Annotated in this window: 13 protein-coding genes and 1 pseudogene; 10 read left to right on the forward strand and 4 right to left on the reverse strand. The window is 28.0% G+C overall.

Annotated elements, in window-relative coordinates; all coding sequences use genetic code 11:
* Window positions 1-17 precede the first annotated feature (17 nt).
* Together E0E45_RS08490 and E0E45_RS08495 are read left to right on the forward strand one after the other, a co-directional pair.
* On the forward strand, window positions 18-398 hold the full coding sequence (locus tag E0E45_RS08490; protein ID WP_130890777.1) for a hypothetical protein: 381 nt from the start codon (window positions 18-20) through the stop codon (window positions 396-398).
* 420 nt (window positions 399-818) lie between these two features.
* Complete coding sequence (locus tag E0E45_RS08495; RefSeq protein ID WP_130890778.1) at window positions 819-2,312, forward strand: hypothetical protein; 1,494 nt, start codon at window positions 819-821, stop codon at window positions 2,310-2,312.
* Window positions 2,313-2,448: 136 nt separating this feature from the next.
* Here the strand turns inward: E0E45_RS08495 and E0E45_RS08500 are convergent.
* A pseudogene (locus E0E45_RS08500) lies at window positions 2,449-2,857 on the reverse strand (autotransporter domain-containing protein); the annotation flags it as partial.
* Window positions 2,858-3,058 carry a hypothetical protein gene (locus E0E45_RS08505; RefSeq protein ID WP_130890779.1) on the reverse strand — a complete coding sequence of 67 codons (201 nt, stop codon included), beginning with the start codon at window positions 3,056-3,058 and terminating at the stop codon, window positions 2,858-2,860.
* Between the two features lie 155 nt (window positions 3,059-3,213).
* Here E0E45_RS08505 and E0E45_RS08510 point away from each other — a divergent pair, with 155 nt between their 5' ends.
* Window positions 3,214-3,732 (forward strand): cob(I)yrinic acid a,c-diamide adenosyltransferase, encoded by a 519-nt coding sequence (locus E0E45_RS08510; RefSeq protein ID WP_130890780.1) that lies wholly within the window; start codon window positions 3,214-3,216, stop codon window positions 3,730-3,732.
* 82 nt (window positions 3,733-3,814) lie between these two features.
* Here E0E45_RS08510 and E0E45_RS08515 read toward each other — a convergent pair whose 3' ends face one another.
* Complete coding sequence (locus E0E45_RS08515; RefSeq protein ID WP_130890781.1) at window positions 3,815-4,372, reverse strand: helix-turn-helix domain-containing protein; 558 nt, start codon at window positions 4,370-4,372, stop codon at window positions 3,815-3,817.
* A 267-nt stretch (window positions 4,373-4,639) separates the two neighbouring features.
* On the opposite strand from E0E45_RS08515, the gene E0E45_RS08520 reads away from it, so the two are divergent.
* The 7 genes from E0E45_RS08520 to E0E45_RS08550 all read left to right on the forward strand — a co-directional run bounded on the left by E0E45_RS08520 (window position 4,640) and on the right by E0E45_RS08550 (window position 11,552).
* A complete protein-coding gene (locus E0E45_RS08520; protein WP_130890782.1) occupies window positions 4,640-4,960 on the forward strand; it encodes a DUF1904 family protein in 321 nt (106 codons plus the stop codon).
* 40 nt (window positions 4,961-5,000) lie between these two features.
* On the forward strand, window positions 5,001-6,014 hold the full coding sequence (dctP, locus tag E0E45_RS08525; RefSeq protein ID WP_130890783.1) for a TRAP transporter substrate-binding protein DctP: 1,014 nt from the start codon (window positions 5,001-5,003) through the stop codon (window positions 6,012-6,014).
* 404 nt (window positions 6,015-6,418) lie between these two features.
* Entirely contained in the window at window positions 6,419-6,910 is a 492-nt protein-coding gene (locus E0E45_RS08530) for a TRAP transporter small permease (RefSeq protein WP_130890784.1), read from the forward strand.
* A 23-nt stretch (window positions 6,911-6,933) separates the two neighbouring features.
* The gene (locus tag E0E45_RS08535; RefSeq protein WP_172604178.1) at window positions 6,934-8,235 is read left to right on the forward strand and encodes a TRAP transporter large permease; all 1,302 of its coding nucleotides are present in this window, start codon (window positions 6,934-6,936) and stop codon (window positions 8,233-8,235) included.
* Window positions 8,236-8,259: 24 nt separating this feature from the next.
* The gene (locus tag E0E45_RS08540) at window positions 8,260-9,543 is read left to right on the forward strand and encodes an aconitase X (protein ID WP_130890786.1); all 1,284 of its coding nucleotides are present in this window, start codon (window positions 8,260-8,262) and stop codon (window positions 9,541-9,543) included.
* Between the two features lies 1 nt (window position 9,544).
* Entirely contained in the window at window positions 9,545-9,970 is a 426-nt protein-coding gene (locus E0E45_RS08545) for an aconitase X swivel domain-containing protein (protein WP_096402333.1), read from the forward strand.
* A gap of 28 nt (window positions 9,971-9,998) precedes the next feature.
* The gene (locus E0E45_RS08550) at window positions 9,999-11,552 is read left to right on the forward strand and encodes an L-serine ammonia-lyase, iron-sulfur-dependent, subunit alpha (RefSeq protein ID WP_130890787.1); all 1,554 of its coding nucleotides are present in this window, start codon (window positions 9,999-10,001) and stop codon (window positions 11,550-11,552) included.
* 292 nt (window positions 11,553-11,844) lie between these two features.
* Here E0E45_RS08550 and nhaC read toward each other — a convergent pair whose 3' ends face one another.
* Window positions 11,845-13,296: a Na+/H+ antiporter NhaC gene (gene nhaC / locus E0E45_RS08555; RefSeq protein WP_130890788.1), complete on the reverse strand. Its 1,452-nt coding sequence runs from the start codon at window positions 13,294-13,296 to the stop codon at window positions 11,845-11,847.
* Between the last annotated feature and the right edge of the window lie 155 nt (window positions 13,297-13,451).

Below are 13,451 nucleotides of genomic sequence, written 5' to 3' on the forward strand. Positions count from 1 at the left end.
TAACAGGAGGTGGTGTTATGGCTATGACAAAAGAATTTGAAGTGAGATTTACGGATTGGCAGGAAAAAGATTACTATACTATCAAGATAGAGCAAAAATCTATGTACAGATGGAAATTATCCTCTAATATCTGGGGAGAAGAACTCATTAATGTAGATTATCACTCTCCTGACTATTCAGCAAAGGAAATAAAAGATAAATTAACAGAAACATTTTTCAACTTTGATTTAAAAGATTATCATATTCACTGGGCAGATACAGCTGGTTTTGTTTTGTTCCACTTGATTGCACTATCTGAAGAAAGACTTACATTAGATGTTGTAAAAAATAAATTTGATAAATGGAGCAAAGTAATTCTTGCATATAATAAGATAATTAAACAAGAAGCAATCTATTAAAAAAAGAGGGCAGATCGATTTCTGCCTTCTTTCATTTTTTCTTTAAAATTTGTATTCTGATTAAAAAAACTTGACTATTCAGTAAAGTTTTTTTCTTAAAACAAACGAAGAACTATCGTAATTCCCAGGTTTTATTATTCTTTTTACAAGGTTATTCCCTTATATTGTGTGATATTATATCATATTTTTTTGCTGCCAAATTTTATATTTAAAGCTTATAACACACCATACTGATACTTCCTAACTTCTTAGAAATTTTTTAAACATCTATTCTGCAAATAAAACTAAATATTTTTTAAGTTTATATCAATAATTTTTGATGATTTTAAAACAAAATATAAAAATAATATTTTGATATTGCTCCAATGCGATAGTACAATTAAAATAGATTTTTATATAATAAAAGCTGGAGGTTTAATAATGAAAAATTACAATTTATATCCAAAAGATATAAGAATGGAATATATTAGCTTAAAGGAAGCAATAAATTGGATAAATAACTTGAAAGGTAAATGGGTATATATCAAATTTCATAATACATGTTTTTTTAAAAATAATAACTATATTTCAAGTGTTTATACAAAATTTAAAGTATCATTTGTTCAGAGTGATGATAGTAGTATTTTTATATATGGAAGATATGATGAAGATAAATTAGTATTATCAAATGAAGAAATTATTCAAACAGAAAGTACCATTGATGAAGATGAAATAAAACTCTTATTAAAAAGACCTGAAGGAGATATAGAGATTTTTTTAAAGCTTTTTTCACCAAATATTGATGACAGATTTTTAGAGTTAAAAAACAATAATAAAAATTTAATCATAACAGAAGGAAAAACTGATTGGAAATATCTGAAAAATGCATTAAATACATTTCAAGAAAAAGGACAATATAGAAATTTGAAAATAGATTTTTTTGAATACGAAGAATTGAATATGGGAAATAAAACCTTAGAAAAACTTTGTAATAGTGTATCAATTTTTGATAATGAAGCTTTGAAAATATTTTTATTTGATTCTGATGATGAAAGCATAAATAAAAATTATATAAATAAAAAATATATTAATCATGGAAATAGTGTTTTCTCCATGATACTTCCTGTTCCAGATCATAGAAAAAATACTCCTTTAATCAGTACAGAAAATTTATATTTAGATGAAGATATAAAAAAAGAAGATGGTGATGGTAGGAGATTATATTTAGCTAATGAATTTGATATGAAAACTGGGCAACATAAAATTATACAAAATATATATCATCCAATTTCAAGCAATATAGAATCTAACTATATTATTGATAATAAAGTTTTTATTATTAATACAGATATTGAAAATAAATCAGAAATTATGCAAAAGAAGAATGGAAATAATTTAGCATTATCTAAAAATCAATTTTCTAACTATATCTTAGAAAAAACTCCCCCATTTGATAGCATGAATATTGATTCATTTAAAATAGTTTTTGACATTATTACAGACATATATACTGAATATGAATATGATAGAAACTCAAATACTTCTAAGAATTTTACTGAAATATCCAAAGGAATTAAATTAAATATACACGAAAATGGGTTTCAAGACTTATACTTATACATTTCTCTAACAAAAGAATATGCATTAAAATTTAAAATGACTCAATTTATATTTTGGGAATTATCCTTATCACAATGTAAAAAAAATATAATTCTATCTGTTTTTGACAAAAATAAAGAGCTTTTATTTTGCATGCCAATAAAATTAAATGAGCAAATAATTAATTTTCTATATAAAAAATTAAAAAATAATTCAAATAGGATCTACATACATGTTTGTGATGAGCAAAGAAATTTTATATCAAAAAAAGAAATCCTACACCCTGACCTTAATCATTCAATAATAGGACATATTTTACAACAAATATATAATTAAAAGATTTATTATTCATTCTAGAAATTTTATTACTAAAAAACCCATGTAATTTTATTTCTAAAGTTACATGAGTTAAAATATATTCTATCTTACTTTGTACAATTTTTTATATTTTTTGAAATCCTTATATCTCGTTCTAAAACTTATACCCTAATCCAACTCCTGCTATACATTCTCCTTTAGTTCTGTTCTTGCCAGAATTATTATGAGAATCTCTTTCTACTGAGTAAGTTCCTTTTATATCAAATAGTATTCCATTTTCTAATTCAAGAGCATATTTAGCATTTAATTCTATGCTGTGTTCATTCTTATGAGCTACTAAGATGTCAAAGTCGTTTCCACCTTTAAATCTTCCTGTAATATATTCTTCATCTGCTCCATCTAATATTTCTGCTCTGTCTAATATTTTTGTATAGTGTACTCTTACCTTTTTCATGAGGTATTACTTTTTTAAGGTCTACTCCTGTTTTTCCTGCTACATAATCAAATGACTTAGAATCTGTTTCTATTGCTAGAGTTTTACTTCCTTCATCTGCTCCATCTTCTTATAAAACTCCAATTGATTCAAGTTTTATTTCGATATATTTTTTTAAATCTTCATAGTATTCATCTCTTACACTTTCATCTAAAAGTATCTTTTTTATTTCCTCAAGCTCCACCAATTTTTCTTTTCCTGATTTATGGAAATCTAAATAAATCTCATCTATTCTCTTTTTTAAATCTTTAAAATATTTCTCTCTAGTCATTTTCATCACTCCTTTTTAAAGACTTATATAGAAAAATTATATAATTTATCCTCCAAAAAGTCAAAACAATATAATCCCTTGTTATGTCTTCTTTTTTGTGATATTCTTTAAATATGCAGATTTTCTATATAGCTTTTTCCAAAGGAGGAATTATTATGAAAAGATACACTCAAATATATACAGGAAACGGAAAGGGGAAAACTACTGCTGCTCTTGGTTTGGCTGTAAGAGCACTTGGAAATGGATATCATGTCTACATAGGACAGTTTATGAAAGGACAGGAGTATGGAGAACTCAGAACATTTGCAAAATTAGACAATATCATCATAGAACGATTTGGAACAGAAAATTGTATAATTTCTAAAGAACATGTACAACAAATAGATATAGACAAAGCTAAAGCTGGATTGAAAAGAGCTAAAGAAGCCCTTATTTGTGGAGATTATGAACTTGTAATTTTAGATGAAATCTGTGTAGCTCATTTCTTTGGTTTAGTAAGTGAAGATGAAATATTAGCTCTTATGGAATTAAAACCTGAAAATGTTGAGCTTGTTCTTACAGGAAGATATGCTCCACAGATAATTATAGATCGTGCTGATTTGGTTACTGAAATGAAAGAGATAAAACATTATTATAATATAGGGATAATGGCTAGAGATGGAATAGAAAGATAAAAAATGGCTGCTGATGAGCAGCTTTTTTTATCCCCTATGATATTATTTCCTAATTTCTTTGTTACATCCTGTTTATATATTTTTATTTAAAAACAGTTGGTACACTTTCTAAAGCTACATTGTGATATACCCAAATACTTATGGATTCATCATCACTTAATTTTTTAAAAGAGTGCTTTGTATTTGCAGGTATATAAATTGTATCACCAGGATGCATCTCATAAATAACTCCTTTTAAATTCAACTCTAAAACTCCTTGTACCATATATCCAATTTCATCTGCTATATGAGATTCTGAAATATGGAGAACTTTGTCTGATACTATCATTGCAGTCCCTTTCATATGCCTATTTCCTTCAGTTATTGTTTCATAACGTACTCCTTCATTATCAAATATAATTCTTCTATCCTTTTTTTCAACTAAAAGCTTTTCAGAATTTAAGTTTAAAAGCAAATCCGTAAGGGTTATTCCAAGGCATTGACAAATTTTATTCAAGCTTTCAATTGTAGGACTATTAAGACCTCTTTCCAATAAGCTTAAATAACTTATTGATAGCCCAGATTTAAAAGCCAGTTCCTGCAATGTAGTTTTATGTTGTTTTCTTATTCTTTTTAAAAGAGCGCCTATTTTTTCATCCATTTTTTACCCCTTTTTAATATTGTTATAATTATTCAAATATATTATATCACATTTTAATTTTTTTATATTCCAAAAATACTTTTAAAAATAAAAAGAAAAATTTTATATATATAAAAATTTTTTAGCGTTTTGTCAATATTAAAATGTTCGTTTTATAAAAAAATAGTTAATTTACTTGACTTTTTGTATTTTTAATAGTATTAATAAATTATAAAAGATTTTATATATATAAAAATTTATTTTATAATAATAAAAAAGGAGGTTGCTATGCCACATCTTAAAATAAGTGGAATTTCCAAAGAAAAAATTATAGACTTTTCCAGCAACTTAACTAATATCATTTCCAATATCTCTAATACTTCTATTGATTATATTAAAGTTTTTTATAATCCTATAGAATATATTTCTGGTAAAGAAAAAAATATTATAATTGCAGAAATATACTGGATGCCTCGTCCTCAAGAAATATGTGATAAATTAGCAATGGAAATAACTAATTTTTTTAAAACAAAAGGATATGATTTTATTCAAGTTAATTATAGTGAATTTCCAGGAAATCTTTTTTATGAAAATGGAACTCACTATTAATGACTAAAGTGCTTTTATTAAAATATCAAGGAGGTAAAAAATGAAATTCAAAAATGCAGTATCAATTTTTTTAACTGGCTTTTTTATTTTAGGCTCTCTTACTTATGCAAAAGATACAGGTAATTTTAAACCAGTTGTTTTAAAATTCGCAAATCAACATCCAAGTGACTCAACAGCTTCAAATGCTGACAGAGAAATATGCGAAGAAATAAATAAAGCGACTGAAGGAAGAGTGAAAGTAGAACTTTATACAGACAGCTCTTTGGGGGATTATACTAGTATATTCGAAGAAACTATGATGGGAACAATAGATATGGCTCATATTACAGCTGTTGAAACCTATGACCCTAAAATGTCTGGAGCTATGCTTCCCTATTTAGGTTCTAATTATGAAGAATTGGAAAAGGCTTACGCCCCAGATAATTATCTATTTAAAACTGTATCTGAAAGTGCTAAAAAATTAGGTTTACATAGTTTTGGTTTTTACTGTGAAGGATTTTCTGGTATAGGTGTAACTAAAGAAATAAAAGATCCAGCTATCCCTGGAAAAGAAAAAGATGTTATTGTTCGTATTCCTGGCCTTGATAACTTTGCATTACCTGCTAAAGAATTAGGTTTTAGAACATCTACTATTGCATATTCTGATACTTATACTTCTATGCAGACTGGTACAGTTAATGGTTGGGTAGGAGGACCTCCTAATTTAAACTACCTATATTTCCGTGATGTTATAAAATATTATTATCACTATCAAATGACTCAAGAAGCTACTCAAATTTTTATGAATGAAAATAAATTTAATTCTCTTCTTCCAGAAGATCAAGCAGCAATTACAAAAATTATTCAAAATAAATGTAAGGAAAGTCTTGTTCTTGCTAAAACAGATGAAGAAAAATATATGAAGCTTATGGAAGATGCTGGAATAAAAGTTATTAAATTCAGTGATGAAGAAAGAGCTAATTTTGCTAAAACTATTAGAGAAAAAGTATGGCCAAAACTTACAAAACATACATCTAAAAAATTTATGGACAATCTTTTGAAAAGCATGGAGTAAAAATAAATTTAATATTCTAAAATTATTAATAATCTACAATAGTTTTTAATTAAAAACTTATGCTGCTGGGTTTGTTCTAAAATAATAATATTCAATACAGAATTATTAAAATTAAGGCTAAAATTAATAGATTCAAGCCCAGTATACATAATTAAATCAAAAATATATTTTAAGACTATAGTCTATAAAAGTTTTGCCAGATAAAAGTATAATAATTATTTTTTTAAACTTAACATTCATAAAATTTTTCTACTAAATATATCCTCATTCTACTTTCTACCTAATTCACAAAATAAAGTACATCAATTTGCCAATTAAAAAACTACTAATCTATACTGTTTAAATAAATTTATTATAAATTTAAAATAAAGATTTTTATATCTTCATTTTATAAAGGAGGAAATATGCTTAAAAAATTAGATAATTTCCTAGAAAATATAGAAAATATAATACTTATCATTACAGGTATTGCAGTGTGTTTACTTATTTTTATTGGTGCTATGATGCGTTACATTTTTAAAATTGACTTTTATGGCTCTGAAGAAATAATTTTGTTTATATCATTTTGGTTATATTTTACTGGAAGTGCTGTTGCAGCAAAAAAAAATTCCCATATTGATGCTAATATGTTAAGTATTTTTATCAAAAATCAAAAGACTTTACAAATTTTCAGCCTAATTAAAAATCTAATAGCTCTATTTATAGCAGTTATTGTCACTTTTTGGTGCTATAAATATGTTTCATGGTCTGCTGATATGGGAGCAGCATCTAATGTTTTTAAATTACCTAATATAATAGGTCAAATTCCTATTTTTATTTCATTCTTTATATGGGATATATACCTGATAAGAGATGTAATAAATAACTTTAAAAATTTAAAAACTTTTTCTTCATAAGATTATAGTGAGGTGAAATATATATGATAATTGCTGTTGCTTTAATAATTTTATTAATTATGTTAATTATAGGAATGCCTATCCCATTAGCATTTTTAGCCTCTGCTGGAAGTATTTGTTTTTTAGGTGACTATGATCCATCTTTTTTAATGGTTTATGGTTATAATAAAATAAATTCTATTCTATTGCTTACAATCCCATTATTTGTTCTTGCAGGTTCGATCATGGATAATGGTGGAATTGGAGAAAAATTAATAGGAACTGTTGAAAAACGTGTAGGAAAAGTTAAAGGAAGCCTTGGAATAGTTGCTGTAGTATCTTGTGCTGTTTTTGGAGCTGTTTCTGGAAGTTCATCTGCAACTTTATCTTGTATAGGTTCTATAATGACTCCAAGATTAAAAAGAAATGGATATCCTGAAGGATTAATAGGAGCTTTGTTAGCAAGTTCTGGAGTTCTTGGAATTTTAATTCCCCCATCAATGTTAATGATTTTATATGCATGGTCAAGTGGACAGTCAGTTCTTGCATGTTTTTTAGCAACAGTTTTACCAGGAATTTTATTAATTATTCTTATAAGCTTGGTTAATTGCTGGTATGCTAAGAAAAATCCAAACATAAAAGTTTACGATAAAGTAGTTGAAAACATAAATACAAACAAGAATTTTAAAAAGAAAAATGATAGTGCTGTTCCTGCTTTATTAATGCCAGTTATTATTTTAGGCTCTATTTATTGCGGAATATTAACAGCTACAGAAGCAGCAGCTTTATCTGTAATATACGCTGTTCCGGTTGGAGCTTTTTATTATAAAAAAATAGATAAAATAACATTTAAAACAGCTCTTATCCAAGCTGGAGAAACTGCTGGAGTCATTATGGCTATGCTTTTTTCTGTTATGATTTTAAGCAGGCTATATGTAAGTGAAAATCTACCAAATATGATTTTACAATTTTTAACATCCATTTCTGAAAAAAAAGTAATCATTCTCATCATGATTAATTTATTTATGATAATTTTAGGTATGATTATGGATGACTGCTCAGCAACTATTTTAGCAGCACCTATTTTACTTCCTGTTATTGTAGCTTTAGGAGTCAGCCCTATACATTTTGCAGCAATTCTTGGAGTTAATATAGGTATGGGAAATGTAACACCCCCTACAGCTCCATTATTATATTTAGCTGGAAGGATCTCCAAAGCAGAAGTTAAAGAAATGCTGGGACCAGATATAGCATTGATTTGTTTTGCATGGTTTCCTACTTTAATTTTGACTACTTATATCCCTGCTTTTGGGCTATTCCTGCCAAAACTATTTGGTTATCTATAAAATACAATTAAGGAGATGAAGAAAATGCTTAAATTAACTGATTACGAAAAAAAAATGCTGAATGGAGAAATGGGTGCTTTTAAACAAAAAGCTTTAGAAAAAATTATTGAATATGCAAAAGTATTAAATGCTGAAGAATTATGCGAAGTTACAAAGGCTACTGTATATTATGGGGCTCATCCTTATCTAGATGTTATAAAGTCAGATGATTATAATGAAGTCTTCTCAAAAATGATGTTATGTAGTGATGATAAAATATATGAAATTGGTGATTTCTCTGATGAATGTTTTATCCAAACCTGCTGCAGTGGATGTGATTATTATTGTTATGAACCTATAAATATATCAAAAGAAGTTTTTGAAAAGAATAAAAAATATCTGCAAATCACAAGACCAAAAGGAGTCAATATTGTTGGTTCTTGTACTCCATATCTAAGCGGATGGATTCCAATAAGAGGAGAACATTTTGTCTCAACTGAATCAAGTAATATCCTAATGTGCAATTCTGTTTTTGGAGCATGTGGAAATGCAGATGGTTTAGAGGCTTCAACTTGGTCTGCCATATGTGGAAGAACTCCAAAATGGGGGAATCATATACTAGAAAATAGACATGCCACTCATATTTTTGAAATCCAATGTAAAAGTGATACTGAATATGATTGGGATATAATTGGAATTATCTTAGGAAAAATATTACCAGGAAATGCTCGTCCTGTTGTAACAGGAAATTTTAAACATCCTAATCTCAATAAATTAAAACGACTCTTTGCTTCACTTGCTACTACAAGTGGATGTGAAATATGCCATATTGTTGGATGTACAGCTGAAGCTCCAACTTTAGAAGCTGCCCTAAATGGACATACTCCTCTTGGAACTTTTGCAATAACTCAAAAAATGTATGATGATGCTTTATCTACAATATGTGATGAAGGTAGTGAAGCTGTACAAATGGTTGTATTAGGATGTCCACATTATGCTTTAGATGAGATTAAAAAAGTGGCAGATTTATTAAAAAATAAAAAAGTCAATGAAAATGTTTCTTTACAGGTCTGGACAGATTTAGCTATTCAAAAACTTGCTGATATTAATGGTTATACAGAAATTATTGAAAATGCAGGAGGGCATCTTTTAAACAGTTCTTGTCCTCTAGTTTGTGGACGTACTATTTTTGATAATGTAAAAACAGGATTTGTAACAGATGGTGCAAAACAAGCTCACTATTTACACAGTGATTTAAAAAATATAAAAATATTTTATGGAACTACTGAAAAATGTATTGATGCTGCAATAAAAGGATGGTGGGATTAATATGAAAGAAATTATTCTAAAGGGAAGACCTGCATTTCCTGGAAAAGCTTCTGGAGAAGCAATAGTATGTCCTGACAGTATTCAAGGTTGGGCAGGAGTTGATGATAAAACTGGGATAATAATAGAAGATTCAAATATTGAAAAAGGAAAATGTATTGATAAAAAAATATTAATATTACCATATGGAAAAGGATCTACTGGATGGTCTGGGCATTTTCACTCTGCTGCAGTTTCTGGTTTTAAACCTTCAGGTTGGCTGTTTTCTAAAATAGATTCAAGATCAGGAGTAGCTTCAGCTGTTTTATCAATTCCTACTATTGCTGATTTTCCTGATGACATAGATTTATTTTCTTTAATAAAAACTGGTGATTTTATAGAAATGGATGGAGATACTGGAGAAGTTAAAATCATAAAAAGAGATGAATAAAACATCTATTTTTTAGAAGGGGGAACACATGAAAAAATATCACAGCATCTTTAATGATGTTTTAGGACCTATAATGACAGGACCTTCAAGTTCTCATACTGCTGGATGTGCAAGAATTGGTAAAATGATAAGAATTTTATATGGAAATGATATAGAAGAAGCTGAAATTATATTTGAAAAAAATGGTTCTTATCCCAGTACTTACAAAGGTCAAGGAACAGATTATGGTTTTGTTGGAGGACTTTTAGGATTTTCTCCTGATGATATAAGACTAAAGCACGCTTTAAAAATAGCTGAAGAAAGTAATCTTAAAATAACTTTTAAATCAGAAGATTTAGGAATGAACCATCCCAATGAAGCTGAAATTAGAATATATAGAAACAAAAAATTAGATATGAAAATTATTACCCGTTCTACTGGTGGGGGAATGTTTGAAATAATTAATATGGATGATTTTGACATATCAATAACTGGTGAAAATAAAAAAATTTATATTTCTACAAAAGAAAATTCATTAATTCAAGAAATTAAAAAAATTCTTTCTCCAGATCATTATTATTTACAGGAAAAAAACAGTACAATTCTTTTTGAAATATTAATAATTAATAGTGAAATTGAAAATAAAATTAAATATTTAAAAAATGATAATAGAATTATTTTTTATAGAACAGCAGATGTTATTTTGCCTGTAGCACTAAACAAAGAAAACATACCACTATTTTTTAATGCCGCAGAAGCTATTGAATACAATAAAAGTGAAAATTTAAATCTGTGGGAGCTCGCAATCAGATATGAATGTAGTATAAGTAATATTTCAAAAAATGACATTGTAGAAAAAATGAAAAACATATTATTTTTTATGAAAAAATCTTTATTAATAGATATTAATGATAAAAATACTGAATTTCAAATACTTTCTAATAATTCTGCTAAAATAGAAGATAAATTAAAAAATGAAAATATAATTGACATGGGGGTTTTAAATAAAATTATGCTTTCAGCAGTTAAAACTATGGAAAATAATTGTAAACATAATATCATAGTTGCTGCTCCTACAGCTGGTTCTTGTGGTGTAATTCCTGCTACAATTGTTTATTGTGGAGAAAAAATAAATGCTGAAGAAGATAAAATTATAAAAGCACTGTTAACATCAGGTCTTATTGGTGTCTTTATTGCTAATCAATCTACTTTTAGCGCAGAAGTTGCTGGATGTCAGGCAGAAAATGGGGCAGCAAGCTGTATGGCAGCAGCTGGAATTATTGAATTATTAGATGGAAATATTGAAGAATGTTTTTCTGCAGCTTCATTGGCACTGCAAAATCTGCTGGGATTAATTTGTGACCCTGTAGGAGGCTTAACTGAAGTTCCTTGTATAAGCAGAAATGTTTTAGCTTCTATAAATGCGGTTTCATCAGCTAATATGATAAAATGCGGTTATGATGCAGTTATTCCTTTAGACGAAGTCATTACTGCAATGTATGAAGTTGGAAAAATGCTTCCTAACGAATTAAAATGTACTTGCAAAGGTGGTTTATGTAATACAAAAACAGGAAAAGAAATATACAATAAAATTAAAAAATAACTTTTATATTTATTTACAATTTCTTTCAAAATATTCTATACTCAGCCAACTATCTAAGATTAATATTCTGTTTTATAGAAAACTCTAGTAACTGCTTTTTTATTCCGATTAAACCATTAATTAAAGCATCTTTAGTCCTATATTTTTTAACTATAATGAAAATAAATACATATCTTACAAAGTTTTTTTAATTAAAATCATTTAACTTTTTAAATATAACTGCATCCCTAAGCTTTTAATAGTAGAAAGGGATGCAGTTAAAGAATATATGAATACTCCCCCAGTTATTCTTTTATTCCATTTTATTTCTGATTGCATCTAGTTCATTTAAATTTTCTACATCAATAACTTCAACATCTTGATCTTGAAGTTTCTTTCTGAATACTGCTATTCCTAAGTATGCCATAATAATAGAAACAATTGGATTTATTAAACTTAAAAAGGCATAAGGAAAATAAGCAAAAGTAGAAACACCTAAAGTAGCAGATTGATATGCTCCACAACCATTCCATGGAAACATAGGAGACCAAAGCGAACCTCCATCCTCCAATGTTCTAGATAGATAATATCTTTCCAGTCCCATGTCATCATAAACTTTATAATACATTCTTCCTGGAATAATATTTGCTAGATATTGATCTGTAAGAACAAAATCACACAAAATTCCAGTCACAATAGTTGTAGCTACAAGGCTTCCAACTGAATGAATATATTTTATTACTTTTTCCAAAATTACCTCAGTAAATTTTGCCTTTTCCAGAATACCTCCAAAACATAGAGCAAAAATTATAAGAGAAATTGTCCATAACATTCCATTGACTCCACCCCTAGTAAGCAGCTTATTTACAATCTCTACATTAGTTTCCCCTACATATCCATTTTGCAAAACATTCAAAACATCCACAAGACTTGCTTTCTGAAAAATCATGGCAAGTATACTTCCAACTGTTGTTGCAAGTAGCAGAGAAGGAATAGCAGGAACCTTCTTTACAGCTGTTATCAATACTACTATTGGAGGTATTAATAGCCAAGGGCTAATAACAAAAGTAGTAGAAAGTGCATCTTTTATTAAGCTTATATTCTCTAAATTTATTGATGAAGTATCATATCTTAATCCTATAATCAGATACAGCAAAAGTGCTATTAAAAAACTTGGAACAGTTGTATACATCATTGATCTTACATGTAAATATAAGTCAGTTTCTGCAGTAGCAGCAGCAACATTGGTGCTGTCTGATAGAGGAGAAATCTTATCTCCAAAATATGCTCCTGAAATAACCATTCCTGCTGTTAGTGCAGGATTAATTCCAAGACCTGTTCCAATTCCCATAAGAGCTACCCCTATTGTCCCTCCAGAAGTCCAAGCACTTCCAGTTGCAACAGATACAATTGCACATAAAATACATCCTGTAGGCAGAAAAAACTTTGGAGAAATCAATTCCAATCCATAAAAAATCATTGCTGGAACAGAACCTGCTAAAACCCATGAACCAATCAACATTCCCACAATCATAACAATAATCAAAGCTTCTACAGCTCTATAAACACTTTCAATCATTCCACTTCTTATTTCAAGCCAGCTGCATCCTACTTTCAATGCCATGGCTCCTGCAAGAATAGTTGAAATTACAATAGGAATATGTGGATCTACTTTTAATACAAGCATAGAATAAACAATGATTACTGCCATTCCTACAATAGGAACCAAAGCCTCCCAAATTTTAGGTTTTCTTGCTATCCTCATATCTTTCCCCCTTTATTTTCATGATATTTGATATAATATATAGCAATTACTATGCCAATAAGAAAAGATATGTTTTACTTTAAACAGCAGAGAAAATACAATTAAATTTAATTAAAAACAGGAAATATATTTCCCAACTTGAGAAATATATTTCC

The organism is Fusobacterium ulcerans ATCC 49185 (assembly GCF_900683735.1).
GTDB classification, from domain to species: domain Bacteria; phylum Fusobacteriota; class Fusobacteriia; order Fusobacteriales; family Fusobacteriaceae; genus Fusobacterium_A; species Fusobacterium_A ulcerans_A.

What these genes read in the sequence shown, in the direction of transcription:
- E0E45_RS08520 (WP_130890782.1), top strand. Translation starts at nt 4,640, where the DNA reads ATGCCACATCTTAAAATAAGTGGAATTTCCAAAGAAAAAATTATAGAC.
- nhaC (WP_130890788.1), bottom strand. Translation starts at nt 13,296, where the DNA reads ATGAGGATAGCAAGAAAACCTAAAATTTGGGAGGCTTTGGTTCCTATT.
- E0E45_RS08530 (WP_130890784.1), top strand. Translation starts at nt 6,419, where the DNA reads ATGCTTAAAAAATTAGATAATTTCCTAGAAAATATAGAAAATATAATA.
- E0E45_RS08545 (WP_096402333.1), top strand. Translation starts at nt 9,545, where the DNA reads ATGAAAGAAATTATTCTAAAGGGAAGACCTGCATTTCCTGGAAAAGCT.
- E0E45_RS08505 (WP_130890779.1), bottom strand. Translation starts at nt 3,058, where the DNA reads ATGACTAGAGAGAAATATTTTAAAGATTTAAAAAAGAGAATAGATGAG.
- dctP (WP_130890783.1), top strand. Translation starts at nt 5,001, where the DNA reads ATGAAATTCAAAAATGCAGTATCAATTTTTTTAACTGGCTTTTTTATT.
- E0E45_RS08495 (WP_130890778.1), top strand. Translation starts at nt 819, where the DNA reads ATGAAAAATTACAATTTATATCCAAAAGATATAAGAATGGAATATATT.
- E0E45_RS08490 (WP_130890777.1), top strand. Translation starts at nt 18, where the DNA reads ATGGCTATGACAAAAGAATTTGAAGTGAGATTTACGGATTGGCAGGAA.
- E0E45_RS08535 (WP_172604178.1), top strand. Translation starts at nt 6,934, where the DNA reads ATGATAATTGCTGTTGCTTTAATAATTTTATTAATTATGTTAATTATA.
- E0E45_RS08510 (WP_130890780.1), top strand. Translation starts at nt 3,214, where the DNA reads ATGAAAAGATACACTCAAATATATACAGGAAACGGAAAGGGGAAAACT.
- E0E45_RS08550 (WP_130890787.1), top strand. Translation starts at nt 9,999, where the DNA reads ATGAAAAAATATCACAGCATCTTTAATGATGTTTTAGGACCTATAATG.
- E0E45_RS08515 (WP_130890781.1), bottom strand. Translation starts at nt 4,372, where the DNA reads ATGGATGAAAAAATAGGCGCTCTTTTAAAAAGAATAAGAAAACAACAT.
- E0E45_RS08540 (WP_130890786.1), top strand. Translation starts at nt 8,260, where the DNA reads ATGCTTAAATTAACTGATTACGAAAAAAAAATGCTGAATGGAGAAATG.